This is a genomic window from Brevibacillus sp. MER 51 (assembly GCF_023714195.1).
Lineage (GTDB): Bacteria > Bacillota > Bacilli > Brevibacillales > Brevibacillaceae > Brevibacillus.
This window is the reverse complement of sequence record NZ_JAMAUS010000006.1, coordinates 170,562-195,790: the sequence shown is the minus strand read 5'-3', so window position 1 is coordinate 195,790 and position 25,229 is coordinate 170,562. Positions and strand designations below refer to the sequence as shown.

20 protein-coding genes are annotated in these 25,229 nt (G+C 47.6%); 1 reads left to right on the top strand and 19 read right to left on the bottom strand.

Annotated elements, in window-relative coordinates; all coding sequences use genetic code 11:
- Positions 1–45 precede the first annotated feature (45 nt).
- From M3630_RS14985 to speE, 10 genes are all read right to left on the bottom strand, one after another.
- Positions 46–1,155: a hypothetical protein gene (locus M3630_RS14985; protein ID WP_251252610.1), complete on the bottom strand. Its 1,110-nt coding sequence runs from the start codon at positions 1,153–1,155 to the stop codon at positions 46–48.
- On the bottom strand, positions 1,152–1,691 hold the full coding sequence (locus M3630_RS14980) for a sigma-70 family RNA polymerase sigma factor (protein WP_173610435.1): 540 nt from the start codon (positions 1,689–1,691) through the stop codon (positions 1,152–1,154). The genes M3630_RS14985 and M3630_RS14980 overlap by 4 nt, the downstream gene beginning before the upstream one ends.
- 115 nt (positions 1,692–1,806) lie before the next feature.
- The gene (locus M3630_RS14975) at positions 1,807–3,882 is read right to left on the bottom strand and encodes a heterodisulfide reductase-related iron-sulfur binding cluster (RefSeq protein WP_173610434.1); all 2,076 of its coding nucleotides are present in this window, start codon (positions 3,880–3,882) and stop codon (positions 1,807–1,809) included.
- A gap of 267 nt (positions 3,883–4,149) precedes the next feature.
- Positions 4,150–5,514 carry a lysine 2,3-aminomutase gene (gene kamA, locus M3630_RS14970; protein ID WP_173610433.1) on the bottom strand — a complete coding sequence of 455 codons (1,365 nt, stop codon included), beginning with the start codon at positions 5,512–5,514 and terminating at the stop codon, positions 4,150–4,152.
- A gap of 164 nt (positions 5,515–5,678) precedes the next feature.
- Positions 5,679–7,097, bottom strand: coding sequence for a sigma-54 interaction domain-containing protein (locus M3630_RS14965; protein ID WP_251252609.1), 1,419 nt, complete (start codon positions 7,095–7,097; stop codon positions 5,679–5,681).
- 77 nt (positions 7,098–7,174) lie between these two features.
- Positions 7,175–7,567 carry a hypothetical protein gene (locus M3630_RS14960; protein WP_173610431.1) on the bottom strand — a complete coding sequence of 131 codons (393 nt, stop codon included), beginning with the start codon at positions 7,565–7,567 and terminating at the stop codon, positions 7,175–7,177.
- Between the two features lie 74 nt (positions 7,568–7,641).
- Positions 7,642–8,055: a YwiB family protein gene (locus M3630_RS14955; protein ID WP_173610430.1), complete on the bottom strand. Its 414-nt coding sequence runs from the start codon at positions 8,053–8,055 to the stop codon at positions 7,642–7,644.
- 55 nt (positions 8,056–8,110) lie between these two features.
- Positions 8,111–9,355 carry an MFS transporter gene (locus M3630_RS14950; RefSeq protein ID WP_251252608.1) on the bottom strand — a complete coding sequence of 415 codons (1,245 nt, stop codon included), beginning with the start codon at positions 9,353–9,355 and terminating at the stop codon, positions 8,111–8,113.
- A gap of 179 nt (positions 9,356–9,534) precedes the next feature.
- Entirely contained in the window at positions 9,535–10,404 is an 870-nt protein-coding gene (speB, locus tag M3630_RS14945; protein WP_017252411.1) for an agmatinase, read from the bottom strand.
- A gap of 19 nt (positions 10,405–10,423) precedes the next feature.
- Positions 10,424–11,257: a polyamine aminopropyltransferase gene (gene speE / locus M3630_RS14940; protein ID WP_088911020.1), complete on the bottom strand. Its 834-nt coding sequence runs from the start codon at positions 11,255–11,257 to the stop codon at positions 10,424–10,426.
- 196 nt (positions 11,258–11,453) lie between these two features.
- Between speE and M3630_RS14935 the strand changes: the two genes are divergently transcribed.
- Complete coding sequence (locus M3630_RS14935; protein ID WP_251252607.1) at positions 11,454–13,505, top strand: transglycosylase domain-containing protein; 2,052 nt, start codon at positions 11,454–11,456, stop codon at positions 13,503–13,505.
- Between the two features lie 50 nt (positions 13,506–13,555).
- Here the strand turns inward: M3630_RS14935 and M3630_RS14930 are convergent, their stop codons facing one another.
- The 9 genes from M3630_RS14930 to M3630_RS14890 all read right to left on the bottom strand — a co-directional run bounded on the left by M3630_RS14930 (position 13,556) and on the right by M3630_RS14890 (position 25,166).
- Positions 13,556–13,813, bottom strand: coding sequence for a hypothetical protein (locus M3630_RS14930; RefSeq protein ID WP_015893678.1), 258 nt, complete (start codon positions 13,811–13,813; stop codon positions 13,556–13,558).
- Between the two features lie 240 nt (positions 13,814–14,053).
- The gene (locus M3630_RS14925; protein WP_173610426.1) at positions 14,054–14,551 is read right to left on the bottom strand and encodes a YwhD family protein; all 498 of its coding nucleotides are present in this window, start codon (positions 14,549–14,551) and stop codon (positions 14,054–14,056) included.
- Between the two features lie 97 nt (positions 14,552–14,648).
- Positions 14,649–14,966 carry a hypothetical protein gene (locus M3630_RS14920; RefSeq protein ID WP_237899547.1) on the bottom strand — a complete coding sequence of 106 codons (318 nt, stop codon included), beginning with the start codon at positions 14,964–14,966 and terminating at the stop codon, positions 14,649–14,651.
- A gap of 26 nt (positions 14,967–14,992) precedes the next feature.
- Positions 14,993–17,779, bottom strand: coding sequence for a lipase/acyltransferase domain-containing protein (locus tag M3630_RS14915; RefSeq protein ID WP_251252606.1), 2,787 nt, complete (start codon positions 17,777–17,779; stop codon positions 14,993–14,995).
- Between the two features lie 66 nt (positions 17,780–17,845).
- Complete coding sequence (locus M3630_RS14910) at positions 17,846–21,835, bottom strand: ABC transporter permease (RefSeq protein WP_251252605.1); 3,990 nt, start codon at positions 21,833–21,835, stop codon at positions 17,846–17,848.
- Between the two features lie 18 nt (positions 21,836–21,853).
- Positions 21,854–22,738 (bottom strand): S-layer homology domain-containing protein, encoded by an 885-nt coding sequence (locus M3630_RS14905; protein WP_251252604.1) that lies wholly within the window; start codon positions 22,736–22,738, stop codon positions 21,854–21,856.
- A 36-nt stretch (positions 22,739–22,774) separates the two neighbouring features.
- Positions 22,775–23,164 (bottom strand): thioredoxin family protein, encoded by a 390-nt coding sequence (locus M3630_RS14900; protein WP_251252603.1) that lies wholly within the window; start codon positions 23,162–23,164, stop codon positions 22,775–22,777.
- Between the two features lie 183 nt (positions 23,165–23,347).
- The gene (locus M3630_RS14895; protein ID WP_251252602.1) at positions 23,348–23,878 is read right to left on the bottom strand and encodes a YwgA family protein; all 531 of its coding nucleotides are present in this window, start codon (positions 23,876–23,878) and stop codon (positions 23,348–23,350) included.
- Complete coding sequence (locus tag M3630_RS14890; protein WP_007724798.1) at positions 23,871–25,166, bottom strand: HD domain-containing protein; 1,296 nt, start codon at positions 25,164–25,166, stop codon at positions 23,871–23,873. The genes M3630_RS14895 and M3630_RS14890 overlap by 8 nt, the downstream gene beginning before the upstream one ends.
- Between the last annotated feature and the right edge of the window lie 63 nt (positions 25,167–25,229).

The window sequence follows — 25,229 nt, the reverse complement described above, 5'->3', positions numbered from 1 at the left end:
GAAAAAAAGAACAGCCTGACTTTTGTGAGAGCCAGGCTGTTGCTGCTATTGTCGTGCCATCCAGCTTAGTTTCCAGATGCCTTGTTTGTTTTTCTGCATTTTATATCCAACCTTATCCCTGTTGTCCTTGAAGGTCACCCAGACAACCGCTTCCTTGTCAGACGTTTGTTCAAGCGTTAAGTCATTTGCCAATTCTCGCATCGTTTTCAACTGCTTCCAGCTATTTCGTGCTCCAACCGGATCTTTCTTCATATCTTCCAAATATTGCTCCAGTGTCGGCTTCTCGAATCCATCGTCCTCGATATGCAAAGCGTACTGCATTTCGAGCTGACCCTCTTGCTGTGCTTTCACATACAGCTTCCATACATCGATTGGAGATAATCCACGCAAAAGCTCATCTTTTTTCTCATACATGTAATTGTAATAACGATCCTCTTCCCCTGGCTTTAAGTCGAATTTAGACGGAGGAGCAGGTGTCTCGGCACCATCTTGAACGATTTCTTCTTGGACAGTTCCGTTGCTGTTCAGCTTGAGAAAATGGACTTCTTTGCCTTGGACATAGCTCACGGAGTACCAATGAAGTTTTTTATCCTTCCATCCAACTAACATCTCCAAGCCCACGTCTCTTTTTAGCAGGGCCTCCGTCTCAATCAATGTCCAGTCTTTTCGCTTATATCCTTCTTTTGCAAGAATCGAATAGCCCCAGTACTCTTCTGTGCCATCGTCCCCGCTTCCGCCATAATCGTCTACAACTGTGTAAGGGACCGAAAACTTTTCTTTCATTTGGTCTTGTGTCATCCCAACACGCAAGACCTCGACGATCCCATCTACCGTTTCCATAATTACCTGATCATCAGAGGCCGGGTGAGCTTTTGGATTGGGCTTTTGATGGGTACCTGGCTCGGCAGACGTTTCCTTCGGCGTATGTGTACTCGTCGTGCTTTCCTTCTGTAGTAGATAAGGGGTAAGCACGATGACAAGCGCGACCGCAACAAGCGCTGCGCTTACGGGGTAGATGAAACGAAACCTTTTCTTGCCTTTCTTCTCGATATTCATGCGAATCCTCTCCTCCAAGCCAGTCGTATCGTCCATTCCGCGCAACAGTGTCCTGTCAGCCGTTTCCTTGAATTCCGCCAGCAATTTATCCAGATTCATTCGATCCCCTCCTTTTCCAGGAGCGCTTTGAGCTTCTGGCGTGCGCGGTGCATTTTCGTATAAATGGCTCCTGCGGACGTGTCCAAAATGACCGCGATCTCCTCTACGGACAACTCCTCGTAGTAGTGAAGGACAATCAATTGACGATAGCTATGCGGCAGCTTCATAACGAGATGGGCAAAACGGGCGCGAAGGTCATTTTGCAAAACAGCCGACTCTGCTCCCTCCACTACCTCTATGTCCACTTCCGGCTTGAAAAACAGGTGACGAAACGACCACGAGCGCAGATGTTTTTTCGCTTCGTTGACGGCGATTCGGTACACCCATGTTTGCATCGAGCTCTCTTGGCGGAATTTCCCCAAGTTTTTGTAAGCTAACAGGAACACTTCCTGGGTAATATCCTCAGCAAGACTACGGTCCTTGACCATCAAATACACGAGTCGCAGCACCTTTTTTAAATAGTGCCGGATTAATTGATCAAATAATGCTTCTTTTGTTTTTGTTAAACTTTTCTCTGCAAGCTCCAGCTTCCTCACTCCCTTCCCACTCCTTTAGATTCAGCTGGCTCCTTTATCTTACAGTTTTTTGCAAAAAAATAATGCGCAGGCCTCGTCGCTTTGATTAGCACCGAGACTTGCGCATGGTATGAACCTAGATGGCGTCTGCGAGAATTTCCGCGACGTCGCGTGTTTTAACGTGGTCTTCCTGCTCTTTGGTCTTGATTCCGTCGTTCATCATCGTCAGGCAGTATGGGCATGCACTCGCGATTTCCGTCGGGTTGACCTCCAGAGCTTGCTCCGTACGTGTGACATTGACACGAGAGCCTTCATGTTCCTCCATCCACATCAAGCCGCCGCCCGCTCCGCAGCACATGCTGTCGCAGCCGCTGCGCTTCATTTCGACTACCTCTACGCCAGGAATGGCTTCGAGGATCACTCGTGGCTTGTCGTAAATTTCGTTGTAGCGACCCAAGTAGCAGGAATCGTGGTAGGTGATGCGCTCTTTGACTTCCTTGGTTGGCTTCAATTTGCCTTCCTTCACCCACTCCGCCAACAGCTCAGAGTGGTGGTACACCTCTGCCTTCAACCCAAACTCCGGATATTCGTTCTTGAACGTATTGAACGCATGCGGATCGCAGGTGACGATTTTTTTGACTTCATAGGCTTCAAACAAGGCGATATTTTCTTGGGCAAGCTGCTGGAACAAGAACTCGTTACCAATGCGGCGGGCCGTATCTCCAGAGTTCTTTTCCTCGTTGCCCAGAATGGCGAACTTCACGCCGGCTTCGTGCATAAGCTTCACAAATGCCTGCGAAATTTTTTGGCTGCGCAAGTCAAACGATCCCATCGAGCCTACCCAGAACAAGTACTCGAATTCCTCGACCTGCTTCACAGTTGGCACCTCGTACTCACCGTTCAGACCTTCAATCCATTTCGTCCGGTCTTTGCGGTTGATTCCCCACGGGTTGCCCTGACGCTCGATATTGTTCAAGGCGCGCTGCGCTTCTGCTGGCATGCTTCCTTCTGTCATAACCAAATAGCGGCGCATATCGATGATTTTATCGACATGCTCGTTCATTACCGGGCATTGGTCTTCACAGTTGCGACAGGTCGTACAAGCCCATAGCTCCTGCTCGGTAATGACATCGCCGATCAAGCTTTTCTCATAGACCGCGGTTGCTCCTTCCGCTGTCGCCGCTACTTCAGATGCTTGGAACGCAATCTGATTGGCAGTCGTCTGCGAAAAAGCGAAGCTCGGCATCCATGGTGTACGCGACGTCACCGACGCACCTTTTTCCGTCAAATGGTCGCGCATTTTCGTAATCAGATCCATCGGGGAGAGCATTTTTCCCGTTCCAGAGGCCGGGCACATATTCGTGCAGCGACCGCACTCCACACAAGCGTACAGGTCGATGAGCTGCGTTTGTGTAAAATCCTCGATTTTGCCGACACCGAATTCTTCCTGCGTCTCGTCCTCGAAATTAATGCTCGTCAGCTTGCCTGGCGGGTCCAGCTTCTTGAACCACACGTTGACTGGCGCAAACAGCAGATGCGCGTGCTTGGACTGCGGCACATACACCGCGAAGCCGAGCAAGATGATCAGATGCAGCCACCAGAAAACGTAAAAGCCTACCACTGCACCCGTTGTCCCTACCCCAATCGCAGAGAGAGCCATCGCGAAAACAGAAGAGATCGGAGCGAACGCCGATGGCTCATGTCCGAGCCAAATTTGTTCAAAAGCGAGCGAGAGCAATACAGTCGCCATCAGGGAGGAAATCAGCAAGAGAACAATCCCTGACTTGAAGCCACGCTTCAGACGCTTGAGCTTTTCGATATAGCGGCGGTAAAAAGCGTAGCCGACTGCAGCCAAAATGAGAAACGTGGTGATCTCCTGCATGACAGAGAAATATTTGTGAGCGCTGCCAAAAGGAAGCTCGTAGCCTTTCGAAAGCCCTTTGATAATCAGCTCGATGGCCCCGAATTGCAAGGTGATAAAACCGTAAAACATCACAACGTGCATCACGCCGCTCTTTTTGTCCTTTAGCAGCTTCTTGTGGAAAATGACGTTGTCGAGCATCAGATTGATGCGTGCCCCAAAGTCATTTTTCACATCCGGCTTTTTCCCCAGCTTGATAAACAAGTATCTGCTGTACACGACATGCCCAGCTAAATACAGCCCGTAAGCAAGAACCAGGAAAAAGGCGATCAAATTAATGAGTGCCAGCATGTTTTCTACTCCCCTCTATTGCGAGTTTGTCTTAGGACGTGGAAATCGTTTTTTCTATCTTATCAGAATCATGGAAATAAATGAATGAGTATTCAGTCAGTCTGTTTATTTTTTTCGAAAAATGAAACGATACTGAGCGACCGCTCATAATGGGTATAACTCGATCTTAACACACAAGTTGCGAATCATCCATCCTCTTCGAAGAGTTGGAAATATTCTTACGAAAAAAGAAACAGCTACCTTCATACGGGTAGCTGTTCAACATGCTTATTTTCCTGAAGCTTCTTTGGTCTCGGCAGTGGTCTGTTCTTTCTTGGCCTTTTGCTCCGTGCGAACATCTGCGAGTGATTTGACCTTGGTTGCTTTGATACGCTTGTTGCGCGGCAGATCAGTCGGCTCCAGATTGTCTACCTCGTCTTGCATGAGTGCTGCGATACCAACTGCTTTGCCTTTTGCAGCCTTGCAGTATTCGCAGTTTTCTTCATCATGCTCATGGTATTGCTTCGGCTCTGGGTAGGACGTGATAACGCCTTCAAAATTACGCAGGACAACTTTATCGGACGCTTGCGAAATGATGTAATTCGGACTGACTGGAATTTTACCGCCGCCGTGTGGAGCGTCTACTACAAAGGTCGGAACTGCATAGCCGGAAGTATGGCCGCGCAGGTGCTCAATGATTTCGATCCCTTTGCTGACGGGCGCGCGGAAGTGTCCGATTCCCTCAGACAGGTCGCATTGATAGATGTAATACGGGCGAACGCGGATTTTCACCAGGTCCTGCACCAGCTTTTTCATCGTATTCGCGCAATCGTTGATACCGGCCAAAATAACTGCCTGGTTGCCGAGCGGAACACCAGCATTGGCGAGCATTTCGCAAGCCAGCTTCGCTTCCGGTGTAATCTCTTTTGGATGGTTGAAGTGTGTATTGAGCCAAACCGGATGGTATTTTTTCAAGATATTGCACAGGTTTTCAGTAATGCGCTGCGGGAATACAACGGGTGCGCGCGTACCGATCCGAATAATTTCAACATGCGGGATGTCGCGCAGGCTGCTGATGATGTACTCCAGTACGCGGTCATTGATCAACAGACCGTCTCCACCGGAGAGCAGTACATCGCGGACTTCTGGTCTTGAGCGAATGTAATCGATACAGGCATCCAGTTGTTTCTTTGGCACGCCCATGCCGATCTGACCGGAAAAGCGACGGCGCGTACAGTAACGGCAATACATGGAGCATTGGTTCGTCACCAGGAAAAGCACGCGATCTGGATAACGATGTGTCAGACCGGGTACAGGAGAATCGGTATCCTCGTGGAGTGGGTCTTCCATGTCGTATTTGGTACGAACCATCTCAGAGGACAAAGGTACAGACTGCATGCGAACGGGATCGCTTGGATCGTCTGGATCCATCAAATTAGCATAGTACGGTGTGATGTTGAGTGGAATCGTTTGCGTAGAAATACGTACGCCCTCTTCCTCTTCCGGTGTCAGGTTGATCACCTGCTTCAAATCATCGACCGTCTTGATCGTGTGCGTAAGCTGCCACATCCAGTCATTCCATTGCTCGTCCGTGACATCCTTCCAAAGTTCTATCGAACGCCAATCGCGTTTTGTCGCTACTGTCATGTGCATCCCGTCTCCTCTCGTCTTATGGTGAACCTCTTCGCTTCACTCAATCAACAAGAGATGCAAGTGCCATGCCAACAAATCAAAAAATTTAGAAAATAGGGAATAGAGCGTTTTGTGAGCGCTTCTATTCCCTGTAATCCTTCGCGAGTCTGCCGAATTTTCGGCAATCAACAGGGAGGGATCATCCGCTGCGATAGCTTGTATTGCAGCGTCTGTCTTGGGATGCCCAAGAGCTTGGCGGCGCGAAGTACATTGCCATCCGTTTGCTGCATCGCATCTTTGATCACTTTTTCCTCTACCTCACGCAAAATTTCGGGCAGCGTACAGCCTTCCTTGGGTAGGAGTTGAGCCGAAATTGACGCTTCTTTTTTCTCGGACTGCGAGCGTTCCAGCAAATGAGCCGGAAGATGATCCAGCAAAATCATGTCTGACTCCACCATATTCATGGCTGCTTCTATGACATGTTCCAGTTCACGGACATTCCCCGGCCACTCATACGCAGCAAACAATTGAGCCACTTCCCTGCTGATTCCACGCACATTCATACCGAAGATCCCGTTGAACTTTTGCAAGAAATGATCGATCAGCATCTCCACATCTTCTCTGCGCTCGCGCAATGGCGGCAGTTCAAAAGAGACGACGTTGATCCGGTAGTACAGGTCGGCACGCATGACTCCTCGCTCCACGAGAGACTGCGGTGCTTCGTTGACTGCGGCGATTACCCGCACGTCTACTCTGGTCGAATGGCTCCCACCGATCCGTCTGATCTGACCGTCCTGGAGGACTCGTAGCAGCTTTGCCTGCAGGTCGAGCGGCATGCTGTTCAGTTCATCCAAAAATAGAGTGCCGCCATCCGCCAGCTCGAATAATCCTGGGCGATCATCGGCTCCCGTGAAGCTTCCTTTTGTCGTGCCAAACAGCAAGCTTTCGAGCAGCGCGGCAGGCAGCGCGGCACAATTTTGCGCGATGAATGGCTTACTGCTGCGGACAGACGCGTGGTGAATGGATTGAACAAACAGTTCTTTTCCCGTCCCGGTTTCGCCGTATATCAATACAGGAGAAGTTGTCCGGGCAGCCTTTCGAGCGCGCTCTTTGAGGCGCTTCATTTTTTCACTCATCGTCAAAATGTCTTCGAAATGGAAAGTCGTTTCATCAACCGTGCGTTTTGTCCGTTTCGGCTTGCTAATTTTGGCCTGAAGATCGACTAAGCGTTCCGACAGTTCTTTTAGCTTGCCGATATCCTTCGCCACCTCGACTGCGCCGACTAACCTTTTGCCTACTCTTACCGGGAGTGTCGTGTTGATTGTCTCTACACGCATTCCCTTCCAGTTCTTATATGTCTGTGTCTGGTTGTAAATTGATTCGCCACTATCGATAACACGCAGCAGGGTACTCGACTGTCGATCAAGCGAAGGAAAAACCTCCAACAATGGCTTTCCCAACACCTCTTCTGGGGTCAACCCATCGAGCTTGGCTGCGACGTGATTGTAGAAAATCGTAATGCCATTTGCATCCACAACGTGAATTCCTTCATCGATAGCACCCAAGATCGCCTGCAACATTTCTACCGTATCTGACAACGGCATCCCGGCTTTCACTCCTTCCTTTCATCCATACTGCCAAAAAATCATCACTTCGCCGAATATTCGGCACTTTTATGCATTTATCGATTTCGCCCTACCTGAATGGCAAGCATTGCGGTATACAGTAAATGTCCCAATATCCAGATGAGGAACGCTGTCATACTCATCGGGGATTGACTCAGCACACTAAATGGGAAAAACGCAACAGAAAAACTGAGCATCCAGTACAGCAAATATCGTACCGACCGGGCTTTTCGTTCCCGCGGGTAAAAGTGCATGAGAAAAAAGGCGACGATCACACTAATCAGCAGATGAATCAATAGTTCTACAATAGAGGGCAGGTTTTCCATACCCGGTACATAGCTGACATCAATTAAAACGGGAAAGGTATTGGTATCAAACAAACCATCCCCGAGCGCTAAAAAAGCAGCAAGACCCAGACCGGCTATTAGTCCATTTGCGAGTACAAACATGCTGTATCCCCCTCCCACTTCAGCCGCAAGTACTCCTATTGTACGTGCAAAAAACCGCCCTTGCAAAGGGCGGCTTATTTTCCTAGCTCTATTTTCAGCTCATGCTCACCAGCGTACTGCTCATTCATCCATAGCTGGTACGCGATTTCTACCTGTACAGGAACCTCTGCTTCGTAGCGGATTCGCAGCTTGTTCGTATGCGTCTCCATTGCAAACGGACCATAGGGACTTTGATAGGTAGAATGAGTGCTGGCACCTTTTTCGAATTGCTGCCTGGTTGAAACTCCGCCCTGACGAACCAACGTTATGGACGTATCTGTCAGCTTCAGTGTCGTGCTTACTTCGCCTACGCCCTCCATCTGCTCTTTGTAGGTCAAGTACCACGCGGATGCTTTTTGTACGCGCCTGCCCTCATAGCTGTGGGTTGTTTCTTCCCAGTTGCCTTCGACATGATGCCGTGCCGTCAATTTCACTTGTATGTCTTGCATGCTGCTTCCACACTCCACTTTCTTTCGCTTCCCATTTATCCCTACATTCTACCCTTCATCGCTCTTCTGTGGCAACCGCAGCCTCTGCTTTGGCATCAGCCAGCAGGTATCTCATGGTAGCAGCAATCCCGATTGCCGCCAGCAGCAGTAGACCCGCCAACACCAAGTACCCGACTCCTGCCCCCGTGTAATCAATCATAGCCGTAAACAAACCGATCAGGACCAGACGCATCATCATGCCGATTGAGTTGAAAAAGCTCATCACCCGCCCCATCTGATGCTTCGGTACAACTGTCATATAGAGCGATTGCCGAATCAAGCGCACAGAAGCGTTACTCCACCCGTAAAACGTGTACGCCGCAATCAGCGCCCAGCCATACGGCATAGCAATCATGACGACAATGGCAATCGCGAACAACAACGTATTGCCGATCATGGCTGCCAGTTGTCCCATCTTGCGAACGACGATCGCAACGAGTAAACCTGCCGCCACAGCCCCCAGTGCATATGTGACCTCTCCCAGCGAATAAACCGAGACACCCTCCTGCAGCGTTTGGCTTATGTAAACAGGCTTCAATAAGTTCGTCGCCATAACAGCGATGAAGGGCATGAGTGCGGATATGCCAAACAGCAGGAATCCTTTCTTTTGCTGAATGTACCGCCAGCTTTCCATCAGCTGCCCCGTCCACGCGACACCCTGGTTTTGCTTCGCTTCTTTTTCCAGCGTGAAGGTATACGTCATGGTAGACAGCAAGGTAAAGGCGAACAAGTACGTAATCGCATTGAAAATAATCACCATATGCAGTCCATAGGAGCTAAGCAGAATCCCTGCAAACGCGCCAGCAAGAACGGATGCCGTCTGTCCTTCGATCTCGAGCAGACTGTTGATGCTGTTGTAGTGTTTGGGCTCAAACGTCTCCTGTACCAGCGCGGACTGCGTCGGGTAATGAATTTGGTACATAAAAGTCGTCGTCAAATAGATGACAATCAGCATCCACTCGGTGTACTCTCCGAAAAAGCCCCAGATTGCAAGCATGCCAAGCACGCTAAATCCGATCAAGTTTTCTATCAGCAGCATCTTCTTGCGGGAGTAACGATCGATGAGCGTCCCGATATACGGCCCAATGAAAAACATCAGTACCGCAGAAGTAAACATGGTCGAGCCCAAAAGTTGAGCAGAACCTGTCGTTTCCACGAGGAACCAGGCAATCCCGATCATCGTCATCCCTTGCCCAAAACCGGAGAACAAATTGGAAAAGAACAGCTTTCGAAATGGTGCGTAGGCAAATACCTCTTTCATGCAGACAACTCCTTTGTAGGAAACCCTCCGTCGACTTTTCAATCATCTTACTATTATGATTGTACTGACAATTTTATACTTTGTAAACTAAAATGTTTATTAATCGAAATTAACGTCCCAACTAATAGGAAAAGCCCCCGGTTCTTTTGCAAACCGAAGGCTTATTTAAAGCGGATATCTTATTTTACAAAGCTCAAGAGCAGCTCGCGAACGATTTTGGATGCCGCGATTTGCGTCATTTCACTGTGGTCATACACAGGAGCAACCTCCACCAGGTCACAACCGATGACATTCGCACCGTTGTTTGCCATGAAGTGAATGGTATCGAGCAGCTCACGAGACGTGATGCCGCCTGCTTCTGTTGTACCTGTTCCTGGAGCGTGCGCAGGGTCCAATACATCGATATCAATCGACAGGTAGATCGGACGGTTGCCGATGGTAGGCAGCACTTGCTTCACTGGCTCCAGTACATCGTATTTGTACAGGTGCATGTTTTCTTTTGCCCACTCAAACTCGTCCTTCATCCCGCTGCGGATTCCGAAAGAGTATACATTTTTACCGCCGATCAGGTTGCATACCTTTTTGATCGGGGTGGAGTGGGAGTATTCGTATCCCTCGTAGTTGTCGCGCAGGTCAGTATGCGCGTCAAAGTGGAATACGACCATGTCCTTGTACTTTTCATAAACCGCTTGGAATACTGGCCAGGAAACCAAGTGCTCTCCGCCCAGACCCAATGGGAATTTGCCATCTGCCAATACTTTTGCCACGAATGTACGGATCGCGTCCAGGCTACCTTCCACGTTTCCAAAAGGAAGAGGAATATCGCCAGCATCAAAGTATTTGATGTCTTCCAACAGCCTGTCCAAGTACGGGCTGTACTCTTCCAGTCCGATGGAAACCTCACGAATACGGGCAGGGCCAAAACGAGAGCCCGGACGGAAGCTCACTGTCCAGTCCATCGGCATACCGTAAATAACCGCTTGGCTTTCTTCGTAATTCCCGTGACTACGGATAAAGACATTTCCAGAGTATGCTTCGTCAAAACGCATAGGTGTAGTTCTCCCCCGATTAGTCGCGGGTCAGCTCAGCCACAAAGTTAGGCAGTTTGAAAGCAGCGTGGTGAACTTCCGCATTGTAGTATTTGGTGCCCAAATCTTTGATTTTCGCTGGATCTACTTCCAACGGATCATGTTGCTTGGAAGCGATGGTGAAGCTCCACAGTCCGGATGGATAAGTAGGGATGCTGCAAGTGTAGAGACGAGTAACCGGGAAGATCGATTTCAGGTCTTTGAACACACGCTTGATCAGATCACGGTTGAACCAAGGAGATTCTGTTTGAGCAACCATGATACCGTCTGGTTTCAAAGCATCGTGAATGCCTTGGTAGAAACCTTTTTCAAACAGACCTACGGCTGGTCCTACTGGCTCTGTAGAGTCAACCATGATCACATCGTACTCACCTTTGTGGTCGTGAATATGTTTAATGCCATCGATTACTTGTACATCTACACGTGGATTGCCTGTCAATGCACTCGCAATCTCAGGGAAGTATTTTTTGCAAGACTCAATGACGCCACCGTCGATTTCAGCCAGAACTGCTTTTTCTACAGACGCGTGCTTTACGATTTCACGAATAGCACCGCCATCGCCGCCGCCTACAACCAGAACCTTTTTCGGGTTCGGATGCGTGTTCAACGCGATATGAGAAATCATTTCATGGTAGACAAACTCATCGACATCGGTAGTCATAACCATGCCGTCGAGCACTAACATGCGACCAAACTGCTTCGTATTAATTACGTCGATTTGTTGAAACTCGGATTTCTCACTGTATAGGGTTTCTGTAATTTTCGTTGTTATCCCGTGATTTTCCGTCTGTTTTTCGGTGTACCACAATTCCATGTTCATGGCTATGTAACCTCCTTCAATTAACCGCATGAAAATACAATATAACAAGAAAATTATAGTAGCTGTCTTCCAAATTGCAAGATATTTTTCTAGCAAGGAAAGTTTAACCAGCTTGCAAGCGACACATACTACTAGTAACGTAGTATGTCCTATTTTATTGATTCAACCGCAGAAAGGAGGAGAGGCACACATGGAAGTCATTCGCGAAGCCCCATTACTGCGCTATTTGCGTTGGGCTAAGAAATTCGTAAAATTTACCATTCTCAGCCTATTATGTTTCTCTTTTGCCATCTTGCTACTCATTTTGTACTTACGCTCACAACCACTCCCGGAAACGTTTGTGAAGCAAACCACGACGATTTACGCTTCCAATGGAGAGGTTTTGGATACGATGCACCGTGGCGAAAACCGGATTTCTGTGCCACTTGCAGAGATTTCACCAGCATTGCTTGATGCGACCATCGCTATCGAAGATCGTTCGTTCCGCGAGCATTTTGGTTTTGATTGGAAACGGTTAGCCATGGCTGCTTATGTCGATGTCGTTAACATGGACATGCGTCAAGGTGCCAGTACCATCACCCAACAATTGGCGAGAAATTTGTACCTCAGCTTGGACAAGACCTGGGAGCGAAAAATCAAAGAAGCCCTTCTTGCGATTCAGCTTGAACTGAATTACAGCAAGGATGAAATATTAGAAATGTACGTGAATCAGATTTATTACGGTCATTCAGCCTATGGCGTACAAGCTGCTGCCCAAACCTATTTCGGCAAGGACGCCAAAGATTTGACGGTAGCAGAGAGCGCCATGCTCGCAGGCATCCCGAAGGGTCCTACTTATTATTCACCGTTTGTCGATTTGGAGCGCGCAAAAGCCAGACAAAAGCTCATTTTGAATGCGATGGAGCGCGACAATCTACTGACATCGAAGGAAGCAGAGCAAGCCTACGCGGAGCCAATCAAGCTGAAACAGCGAGCAAACGAGAATGTAACCGAGCCAGCTCCTTATTTCCGCGATTACATCGCCAATTTGGTAAAAAACAAATATGGCATTGACGAAGAAAAATTTATTCATGGCGGTCTGAAAATCCACACGACCCTTGATCCAGTTGTACAAAAAAAGGCCGAGGATATTGTTGCTTCTGTCTTACCAAAAAATAATCCGAATTTGCAGGTAGCCCTCGTCGCCATGGACCCTGCTACTGGCTATATCAAAGCGATGGTAGGTGGACGTGACTACAAGGTGAGTCAGTTCAATCGCGTGCTTGGCAAGCGTCAGCCCGGTTCCTCCTTCAAGCCGATCATGTATTTGTCAGCCTTGCAAAACGGCTATACACCGCTCACGTTGATGAAAAGCGAACCGACCGTTTTTACCTACGATAACAATAAGCAGTACATCCCCGGCAATTTTGGTGGAAAATATGCAAACGCACTGATCAATATGCGTGAAGCAATCAAAACCTCCGACAATATTTATGCCGTCAAGACCATTGATTTTCTCGGGCCACAAAAAGTGGTTGATCAGGCAAAGCAATTAGGTATCACCAGCTCGATGCAAGCAGTTCCCTCTCTCGCACTAGGAACTTCACCTGTCTCTCCCTTGGAGTTAAACGCAGCTTATGCAGCAATCGTCAACAAGGGACAAGCAGTGAAGCCCATTGCCATCACCTCCATCGAGGACAGCGAGGGCAACATTTTGGTTGAAGAAAAACCTGAGAAAATACAGGTAGCTGATCCGGTCGCCTCTGCTCTCTTAGTGAATATGATGCAAAGTGTATTTGAACAAGGCGGTACGGGATATCGCGTAGCTGGCGAAATGAACCGACCGGTAGCAGGGAAAACAGGATCAACAGATTATGATGCTTGGCTGAGCGGATTCACTCCGCAGCTGGTTTCGACCGTATGGGTAGGTTACGACAAAAATCAAAAGGTCGATGATGTAAAGGAAGGCTATCTGTCCAAAAAAATCTGGGCTCAGTTCATGGAAAGTGCGCTCAAAGGTCAGCCCCCTGCGCTCTTTGACATGCCAGCTGGTGTTGTTTCTGTCTATATCGATCCCGCTTCTGGAAAACTGGCGACCGAGCATTGTCCGAATCCACAGCTCTTTTATTTCGCCAGCGGAACAGAGCCTCAAGATTACTGCACGGATCACATCCCGACAAATGAGACACCGACACCTTTAAAGCCGCCAGATTCTTCGACCTTTTGGCAGCGCATGGGCAGTTGGTGGAAACCGAATCAATAAAGAAAAAAGGACGTTTCTCTTGATCGAGTACGTCCTTTTTGATATGCCTATTAACCTAGCGTGCTCTGATTGTCCCCGCCGCCCACGACTCCATCTCCATCGGCAAAAACATGGTCGTTGACGATCGTAATCAGGCCGGCATGATCAAGCTGTTCCAATACTTCGAACAAGCTGTCCCTTTTTCCAGCAGGGAGCTTGCGTACAAAGTTGTTTATCTCGGTCGGAGTCACGTGTGTGCGGAAATGGACACCACCGTGCCTCACAAAATGATCATGCGATTGTTCATTACCACGGAGATCTTCTTCCAATGGGTACCGCCCCTTCCCTCAAACAGTTTGGTTCAATCCCCATTAGTGTTCCGCGATTTCCCAAAAACTATGATCAGCAATGATAATTATATATAAGACAAACAGGGAAAGAGTGACGGCTCTCTCCCTGTTTGCTGACCAAGTGTACATGTACACAATATGGAAATAAGTTTACCTGACTTCAATTGTGTGAACAATTGATTTCACGATTTGTTCACAGACCGTTCACGATTTCCAACTTTAGGACAAATTTTGCTTTAATTCCTCTGTGGAATTCTCATACATCGCTGCGTTATTTTCAATCAAAAGCTTTTTCAAAGCGGCCTTTTCCTTATCGGATAGATCGGACAGCATAATACGTCTCTTCATGGAGTAATCCATGCGATTCACGTGATCTGCCAAAATTTTGTATCCCCGACGCGCTTCCCGATCAATTTCCATGTAGCACGCAGTTGCCCCTGCATAGTAAGGACCAGCTTCATTGCGATCGACTGTTACCCAAACGAGCCAATAAGGCTTTCCATTTGGTACTTCTTCTTTATTTGTCGTCCATTTGATGCCCTTTTCTACAGAACTTTTGGCATGCAAGGCACCCATGTCAATGTACGCTTCGTCCCCATCGATTATGACCGAGGATACAGCATTCAGGTCGAGTACACCTTGACCAAAACCGCCATGTACATCGGTTTTTCCACTCATGATGGTAAAGCCGCCTTTTTTATTATCAAAAATATCCATTTGAATAACCTCCAGACAATCATTCTCCTTCCTTTATTCTACTCGAAAAGCGTGCGATGACGCAATTTGCCTATGTGCCCAGTTATTTATCCATGGGCTATTGGGTGTTTCGTTTTTTGTTTACGAGCTGGATCATTTTTTCGATGCCCCACATGATCAGGATTGTTACGACGGCTGTATGGACCGCCATGGCAACCTTCATGACTAACAGTTCACCTAGCATCGTGTCAGAGGGAACAATAAACAGGTAGTACACAAAGCTGATAAAAAGAACACTTAGAAAGATCAACCAGCCTCGAAAGCCTAGCGTGAAGCGAATGGAAGCGGCGATGAGCAAACCGATCAAAGGCCCCGCAAACATCAATGAAAATACGAAAGGACCGAGTATGAACCAGACTATCCAATTATCATCCATTGCCTTACACCCTTTGTTTTTGATGACTACACATCATTGGAATCCGTAGATTCTTCTACCTCTGTCAGTCCACGCACATCAAGCACGTAACGTCTTCCTGTTTCTTTGTAACGCTCCGAATCATCTGAAGAAAAGCGTTTGATCAGAAAGCGCGCTGGCTCCTCTCCCTCTACAGCTACAGGCGGCTGGAATTCCAAGTTTTCACCATCTCGAACATGGATAACAACGATGCGATCGTGATATTCAATTGACAGGTCTTCCCGCACTTCTTTTTTATTGGCGTCGAGCGTAAAGGTCTGACCGGATTTGTTTATCGTCACTTCAGGAAAGCTTTTGTCATCTTGTGCAATGATGTAATACAGGTAGTCAGCATTTTGGTCCGGAGCATTGCGCAATCCTGATTGTAATTCCTCATCTCCCTGTAGCAATCGCGTTACTTGGTCGATGACTTCTGGTATGGTCGGCAGTTTGGCGTGTTCGCCTTTCACGTAGTATCGTTTTTTCATATCCTTCTGGGCGTAATTGGCACTCATATACGGAACGGTACCATCCCCAACGCCAGGATCGAGAATCGGGGACCATTCGTTATAAAAAGAATCGTAAAAGTAACCGAGCAGTGTTACTTGACCTGTACCCACGATGGAATACTGGGGAACATTGATCGTTTTGTTATCCCACTTTTCATGCATTTTGCCGCCATGTTTGACGAGCGGCGCATAGTCGAGGCGAATATTTTTGTCCTTTAAAAATTCATCATAGGTGTAGTACTGAATGTTACTCCTTTTCAGGAAGCCAACCGTTTCAAAGTATTTTTTAGAGGGTAACAGCTCGTAAACGGCAGGTGCATAAGAGGAAATCACTTTCCCTGTTTCCTCATCCAGCCAAGGGATCGAAAAATTGTATCCGTGCTTAAGAGCCTGATAGGCCCGTGGAGAGCCAAGGAAGGGTGTGCCCATGTATACGACACGATTCACTTTGCGCTGGTAGGACACATTGGATAGAAGTGTTTCTTTTACCAAGAGCCCACCCATGCTATGTGCCACCAAATGCACCTGATTTGCCCCACTTGCCTTCAGTGCAGCGTCGATTTTCTCTTTTAGAAGTTTGGCATTTTTGGTGCTGCTGTAACGCCAATCGTACGGCAGTGCAAATAAGGTGCGGTGCTTTTTGTATCCTGCCTTCTCCAGTTCCTTTACCATGCTGTAATACTGTTCGGTAAGTTCTTTTAAAAACGGTGCATAGGAAAGATACTCGATGGCATAAAAATCATCTTTTTCCGGGTGGATCGTCGCATCACGGACGACTGGCTGCACATCTACACTATTTGGCTTGATCGGCTCCAACGAGAGTAGCCGACGGTGTTTAGGATCATTAATACCAATGAGACTATCGCCAAGTCCCAACCATATTTCCGATCTCTTTCCATTCTGCTCCACTTCCAGGCGCGATCCACCCACTCCCGGGATTAAGATAACCGGAATCGTTCTGTCTCCTATATAAAGACTGTACGAGTTAGCAGTAAATCCCGAGCGTTGGCTGGCCATGACCTTGACTTTGTAGGTTCCAGGATAGGCATTGAAGATAATATGTTCATCCGAATTTTTCGCTTTCTCGGACCTAGCGACGACTTTTCCGGCCTCGTCGAGGAGAAATACGTCCATATCCATTCCAGTAGGGATATCCTTGAGGGAGACCTCCACAGTAGAGGAGAGCTTAATGGATAAGCTGTAAAAATCCACATCCGTCTTTGAATGAAGATTCCCTACGATATTTCGGTTATACGCATCCAGCTCGTAGGCCTCTTCCATTGTGTCGTTTGGCTCGTATCCATCTGCCTTGCCCCCTCCTTGATCTGCGGAGAAATCAGCTCGCAAGCGGTAGTAGTAATCTTTCGAAAACGAGCCCTGTTTTCCAACGACCTTGATGAAGTACCATTTGTCTTTTTCAAGTGCCAGTCCCTCGATGAGCTCAGGCTCATTTCCATGCTGCTCTGAACGGGCAAGCTCCCGTTCCTCCTCATCATACATATACAAATTGTAGTCTTCGTTTGCCCGAATATCTGTGAGGGATATATTCATCTGTCCATTTGTTGTTCCTCTGATTTTCCAAAAATCAACATCATCCTTGCTGCTAATCTTTCCATGGCTGTCCTTTCCATCAAAGAGCCAATCCGATTTGCTGCCCAAGGTATCATTCGGTTCTACCTCAAAGCGAGCTTCTCGACTGCGCAGTTCCGCTTCTCCTGGCTTATTCTCACCTGAAAATTCCGCATAAAATTCCTCTGCCAGCCGCGAAAGCTCTTCATCAGTGGCATCCTGCTCCTGTTCTTGTTCTGCCTCTTCCGGCGGAGCTGCGTTTTGGTCTTCAATCTCTAGTTCAACCAACTCTAACGGCTCTCCCTGATCGGCAGTCATTTCATCCCAAGGCGCCTTTTTGATTTTTATTTTTTCTACGGTCGGCTCTATATTTTCAGGCAACGATATCTGCCAGCTACGTAACGGCTCCTCGGAATCATCTATGAACATCGTTATTTGGACAGGGCTATCATCTGTAGGCATTACAGCGAGGGAAATCTGAGACTCCTTGTGAAAAGAACGAGTTTTGCTGTCGCTGTCCTGATTGACAGACAGCTCTACTTTATCCGGAGTACCCGATAATTGTGCCTGAAAACGCACCTCTCCCTCGTCGATCCATGCCCACGCCTCCTCTATGAATATCTCCCGTTCTTTTGCCCAGCCCTGTTCTACTATATTTCCCAAGCATAAAGCGAATAGGAGAAGTACACATAGCAAGCGCCGCGTGATTATTCCCACAAAAATCCCCCTCATCCTTTTTCTAGCTTTACTGTAGAAAAAGACAGAGAGGGGGTGCAAATATTTTTACTGAGTCGTATGGTTGCGGATTCCTTGTCGTTCCCATGCATTTGCAATGATTCGGAAGGGTAGTTGATAATCTTTTAGCTCGTGCCCTTGCCCGGAGGCTTTATTTTGATTGGGGAAGCCTTTGTTCACGTCAAAACGAAAGGAAACAGAGTAATAGACTGCGTAGCTCGCATCCTTTTGGAAGCCATGCTGTTTATCCCCCATCAAAGGCGTATCTACGCCCACTTCACGAGCTCCTAGCTTGGATGCGGAATAGGAGGGGCCTCTCCAGAGCCGAGGAGTCGCTTGTTGCAAGGCTAACAACGACTGTAACGGCGTTTGGCGTATGCCAGTTTCTGAAATCCACGCCTGCGCAGATGTCACGACGGGAAACTGGTTACTCACAGGATGACGGTGTCGATCCTGCAGCTCCACTTGTGTCAAGATGCGCTCACCCGCATAGTAATCATTTGGCTGGCTGTTTGGATACCGGTCTCTGGCATGATACGCTTCCCATTCGGCTGTATGGCGAATCGAGCCTGTTGCATTGGGCTCAAAGACCTCAAAGGAGCGCTCTCCCCCTTTTACCGTAATGATATAGCGTCCTGCCATCGTTTTGGATAGGTTCTGTGGTTCACACACCTCTTCATCTTCGTCGTTCATAGCACAGCTCTCGTAGGACAGCTCAAAATCGACCTGATAATCCATCACGATGACAAAGCCGTTGATTTCTGCTTTGTACTTTTGCGATTGGAGTACTTGGCGCCAAGTAGTCTGTGTTGGGACCGTAGTTCCTGTGTACACGACCTCAGTACCTGTAGATGCACTGCTTACCTGCCATTGCATCGGCACTCCTGGGCCTGTCAGCTTCAGATCGAGCTGTGGTGGCGTATAGACAGCCATACTCTTGGCATCTGAAATCCACCCCGGATTCGCAGTGACAGTTACGTTTTTAATATTGTCCCCGCTGACTGCACTCTCCAATTGTGCTTTAAATTGCGTGATTTTCTGATTGATCTCCTGCTCTGTTTTTTGGAAGCCTTCGTTTATTTTCGTCTGATCTATGACCACGCGAATCGTAGCGGGCTCACGTTCCCACACGCCGTCAGCATGTAATGGCAGTTTTTGTAGCTGTCGACCGTCACTGTCATAAATCTCCAAGCCAATTTCACCGCCATCAAAATCGCCCCCACCGCCAGGCGGCTCCGGAACTTCTCCACCGACAATCTTCACTGGCCAAGCCGCACGATTGTCTGTCCAGATCGTCTCGTTTTCCGGCATGGATTTCGCAGGATTGATATGGGCGATAAAATCCTCGGATTTTCGCGGATACTTCGTCGGAACCGTGATCTTGCGCACCTCACCCGGCTTGAATTCATTCACGTCCAAGCGAGTTTCCTTTTCTGAGCTACCCCAGCGAACAGCCAATTTCGTATCATGCGTTAATTTCCCGGCATTCTTCACGTTAAATGTAATCGTCGCATCGGTTCCTGCAGCTCGAGGGCTCTTCGGATCAATTTGAAAGCTCGATTTCACAATGAGTAAATTCTCTCCATCCGGTTTTGGATCACCTTTGCCGATTTGCACAAAAAAATGACCGTCGCAGCCGTCACTCTGGGTTGAATAAAATTGCACCTTGTACAGCCCTTCTAAAAGAAGACCATTTTCGTCTCTCGGGAAATACACCCAGTGGCTATTTGTGGAGCTGTTTGAGCTATCGAGTGCCTTTCCGTCTCGCTTTCTTTCCCAAGAGCCAGACGCAGGATCAAACCATCTCATTGAAAAGTGACTATCATCCGACAAAAACATCCGAAACCGATACTTGTCTCGAATCTCATCTGCTGCTATTTCAATGGTTTCCCCACGTTGGATATCCTTGCTCCACTTCTGATTGTTTCGATCAATTTCTACTGACGCTAGAATATCCCAGCATTTTTGGTCAGACTCAATGGTGAATCGCACCTCACCTGTACAGCCCGTCTCGGACTCGAACAGCAGTACAATTTCATCGCCAACATCTACGTTTGCCGGCAACATGAGCCTAAATGGCTCGCCCGCTGCAAGCTTGTCGGTTAACGCTGTTTTTCCACCGGGGCTCTTCCAATACCAAGTACCAGATACCTTCGAAGAAAACGATAGATTGGTATCGTATTGATCTCCAACCTCTGTAAAGTACTTGATGTATACGGGGTCTTTCAGTGTAAAACCTGAGCTGACCGATCCGTTCATGCTTTCCCCTTCGGGAGAAAATGGCAGTGGTGGTTCGCTATGCACCAAAAACGCAACCTTTTTTTGATCAGCGATTGAGCAGGAAGCATCTTTTACCACAATCGTTATTTCCCAATTGCATTCAGGTCGCTCCCCCCACTTTGTTCCATCGAAGTTTAGCTTCAGTTTGTACGTTTTTCCTCGCTCGAATGGAAAATAGTACGGGTTATGAACATTTCCGTCCGGAAGCTTTAAACTGGAGGAATCATAGGGTCCCCATCTGCCATTGTCATTTTCTTTGACTGGCAAGGTATAGATTTTTCCGTTTGGAAGCGATACATCCCACTTGAGAGATGCCTCCGAGCTATCTCCGTATTTGGTTGTGTATTTGGCTCGGAACGCAAGTGTATCGAACGGCATAATCTCAATCGTTTCACCGTTTCTTACTGCAGATGCCGATAGCGTAACGATGGGGCATGAGTCTTCCCCATCTGGCGACTCGACTCTCAAATATTTCTCCCAGCACTCTGTTCCATCATCACTGATGTAAACGACTTTTACCCGTCCAGAGCTACCCACCCTACCTGTCGCGACCTTCCGATTCCCATTCGCTCCAGGCTTCATGTCATAACCATTCATCGTGTATTTTCCCGGTTTATTGGCAGAGAGAGTGATATCGGCATTTTTTTCGACGGCAATATCTGAGCCGCCGCTGGCAACAGCATTGTGGTCTTTTATATCCTTGTCGCCAACGACTTGAATGTTCAGTTTGGTTTTTGTTGATCCGATCAAACACGCTGGGCCCGGGTCAGGCTTTTCGGGATCAGGCTTCTCCGGCGGGATTACATCTCCTACTGTGAATTGTGCTATATAAGGTGTGGAAACGCTTATGCTGCTTGATCCTTGGCGGCTTCTTTGATGCAGGTCAGTGATTGTTAACGATACTTCATACACTCCTGGCTCGGTAGGCTTATATTCGGTATTTTTATAGGTCCACTTGTAGCCCGGGGGATTGCTTGTCTCGTTTACTGTGGGTGTAGCCGTGCTTGGATCGTTGAATTTTTGATTAGACAAGAGGCTCTTGTATCCACGTCCTGTTGTCTTGTTGATCACATTTAAAGACCATACAAAAATGCCGCGGTCATAGTAAGAAAAGTCCGTGGCATTTGCATGGATCTCAACTGTTTCGTTGAGGTTGTATTTGGTTTTGTTGGTGGTTATGCTGCCGCTGGGTTGTGGGGTTGTTCGGAAGTGGCCTACTGAGATGTATCCGCCTTTGCCGTCTGGGACGAGGTTGTCTCCTTTGGTGTAGCCTGCGCCGCCTGAAGCGGAGGCTAGTTCTGCGAGGTTGTAGGCTTGGTACTTTTTAAAATTAATTGAAGTGTCACTGGTAACCTCCTTACTATAGACATTACCAACTCCACCGAGAATGTAGTTGAAATTTCCACCAAAACGTTTGATCCAATAGATAGCTTCCGACTCGTCTACAAAATACCAACCCCGATCCGCCTTTTGGAATACATCAGCAAAGAGCAACACTCTATTACTATCAATAACTCGATCTACTTCAACGTGCGAAACTGTTGCACCTAGATCTGCATCAATCCCCTGGATTTGGAGTATATCGTATACGTTTTCTGGCGCAAGCTTTTTATTTGAATCAACAGTAGCGAGAACAATACCATGATCATTAGGTGAGGCTTTCGCCAAATTTGGCTGAGTCATTAATAACCCAAGCAGGAGAAAAAAAGAAAGCGCAGAAAGAAATAATTTTCTATGCTTAGTTAAAAAGATTCGCATTTATTTCTCCCCTTTCACTTATTCATGGAATTTTGGGGTGTTATTTATTCGTTCTAAACCGGGTAATTTTGTATACAAGTAGGTACCTGCTGAGGTTGAGTCGTTGAAATTTATTACTTTAAATACAATATAGCTTACGTTATTTACTGAAATACTAAAGATTTGGTTGTTTGAATAACCATCTCTTCCACCTTGTTTTTTATTAATTTGTGTTATTATCCTGAAATTATTACCACCCTTAGGCACCTTCCCACTAATCTTCCCATTCACAACCTTCAAGCTCTTATGAAACTCATCCGCAAATTTAGCCCCTTGCTCAAGCTGCCACTTATCCTTCCACAAATAACGCAAAATCTCCGCCGCTTCCCCTCGTGTCACAGGCAAATCCTCACGAAATTTGGGCTGTCCACTAGGCGCAGGCTTCATCCATCCCCACGTGATCAGCGCCCCGGTATTGGTTAAATTCGGATTCTTTTCACCCCGAATCGGCTTCCATGCAGCATACACCAGCGCTGCTGTTTCTTCCTTCGTCATCAGTCTGTTCGGCTCGACTTTCACTCCCGCCAAAATCCCCGCCTTCTGCGCCTTCTCATAGCTCATCTTCGCCCAGTGCCCCGCTGGGAGCTGCGGTACGGGCTCTGCCTCCTTCAATCCGCGAATCGCTACTAAACTCGCAATAAACTGCCCCTGCGTGATTTGACTATTCGGATAAAAGTTCCCCTTGCTATCCAGCCATAAGTATTTCTTCTGTACACCGAAATCAATGGCTGCCTTTGCTGTATGTGAAGCGTAATCCTTCGCTGACGCAGCAGCCTGTACGTTAGAACTGTCAGCTACTCCAGTAAGCCCTGCCATTGCGAGAACAGCTGCTAGTAGACATGACATCATTGCACGTTTGTTCATGGAATGCCCCCCTCTTTACCGGATATTTTACCTATATTATCCATTTTTAGAAAGAGTCTGATTTAGGTTCCTTTGCAAAAAGCTTCGCAACGTATTCTCGGGTACCGCCCCTTCCAGCTTGTCGACCACCTTACCTTGTTCGACGACAAAAACAGTGGGAGTTGCCTCTGCCCCGAGGCGCGACGCTTCATCCAGCTCTTTCTGCTCATGGATATCCAATCGTTGAATCATTTCCGGTGGATATTCCTTCACGACTCTCTCAAATGTCGGCCCAAACTCCGTACAATACACGCAGCTATCACTATAGACATACACCACTCTCACTTCATGCGCACTGGCTGTCCCCCACACGCTTATACCGGCGACAAGTATCACAACACCGAGCGCGATCCACAGCCACCATTGCTTGCTTCTGCTCACGTCCATCTCCCTTTCGCTAAGCAAAATGTTTCATACCTATGCACTTGTCAAAGAACGATGCCCGTATTATGCAGCTCCGAACTGAGACAAAAAAAGCCAGCCCCATTGGACTGGCTGACATGTATAAAAAAAAGACGTACCACAACTCTTGCAAGTTCGTACGCCGTGCTTGTCCTTGTATGGTGTTCCCTATTGCTTACTTGCATTGCCGCCGTCTTCCTTCATCAGGGCACGCAGTTCTTCGATAAACGCTTGCCCTTTTTGAATCTCTTCCTCGGTGTAGCGCTGCTTGCTCTTAAACGTAAAGATTTTGCCCTTCATTTCCTCATAAGGCAGGTGGTTGAAATACAGAATCGTAGAAACCAGCTCGAGAAAACGGGAATTCTCCTCGTTCATGCGCAAAATCGCACGTTCTCCACTCCCGAAGTCAACCTCATGAAACTTGAGAAAATCATGACCGGTTTCGTTCAAAGAGTAACGATACATATGAATGGCACCTTTACTCTCCATTTGCTCATCCAGAAGCCCCATGTTGCACAGCTCATCTACTCTAAGCGTCAGTTCCTCCGAATATGGACCGTACATGTGAAACTCGTAGCGCTCATCGAAATCCATCTCCAGATGTTTTCCTATGTACACCATCTTTTGCAATTTTTTTCGCCCGCTCACTTCGCCGACTATCTCAATCAGGCGTATGATCTTGGCGTGACGATTAAGCATCCTCCATCACTCCCAGACGTTCTCGAATCTTACGGGAGAGATCCCCCGGCAAAGCCATGACTTTATCCAATGGAAAGTACAGCTTGTAATCAAAGCGCCGCTTTCCGCTAATGGCCTGTACAATTTCTGACTTCTGTGACAGCTCGACCAGCTCGCCTGAAGGCATTTGGAGCATAATCGGAATGCGCTCCTCTTCTTCTCCGGCACGGTAAAAATCATACGGAAGATCGGAGGTCGTGTCTACCTCCAAATAATACATCGGATCAATTCCGGCAGATTGAAATAGTTCTTTTAGTTCTGACAGCAAGCGAAAATCCCTCGGATTATATTCGACGTATTTAAAGAGATTCCTGTCCAAAAAACGGGCGCACAAATCTTTCAACACAGGGTCTTGCTCTCTGCGCCAGAGTTGCATATAGAAAAGAATAATGGATTCATCGAGCGCCAAATAGTCAGCGAGCTCTACCTTTTCCTGCAAAAAAGGCAACAGCATGACAGGTTCCTGCATGAACGGATAGCCTTGGGAGAACAAGAGCTTTGCCCGTTGAAAAATTTTGCACAAGATGACTTCCGCACTTCGTGTAACGGGATGGAAATAGACCTGCCAGTACATTTGATAGCGAGACATGATGTAGTCTTCGACAGCATGCATCCCGCTGAATTTAAAGACAATGCCATCCTCCTGCGGCCGCATGACACGCAAGATACGCTCAATCTCGAAATTGCCATAATTGACGCCCGTATAGTAGGCATCACGCAGCAAGTAATCCATCCGATCGGCATCGAGCTGGCTGGAGATGAGGCTTACGATCAGTTTATTGTCATATGTCTTATTAATCACTTCTGCCAATTTCTTCGGGAAGCTATCATCAAACCGACGAAGAATGCGGTTGATTTGCGTATCTCCAAGCAAAATGGCGCGCGTCCAATCCTCGTGATGGTACTTGAACACCTTTTCAAACGAATGGGAAAACGGACCGTGGCCCACATCGTGGAGCAAAGCCGCACATAGACACAGCAGCTTTTCCTCGTACGTCAACTGAATCCGACCTTCGAACGTCTCCAAAATTCTGCGCATCAGTTCATACACGCCAAGCGAGTGGTTAAAGCGGCTATGCTCTCCACCGTGAAACGTAAAAAAGCTGGTGCCCAGTTGCTTGACTCTGCGCAAACGTTGGAATTCTGCGGAGTTGATCAAATCCCAAATGAATTTGTCCCGCACGTGGACGTAGCGGTGAACAGGGTCTTTGAATACCTTTTCTTCATGAAGAAGCTGGGGCTGTTGCATCCTGGACACTCCCTTCCTGTACTGCTCTCTATCTATTACTGACAGTGAATTTTGATTCTATCA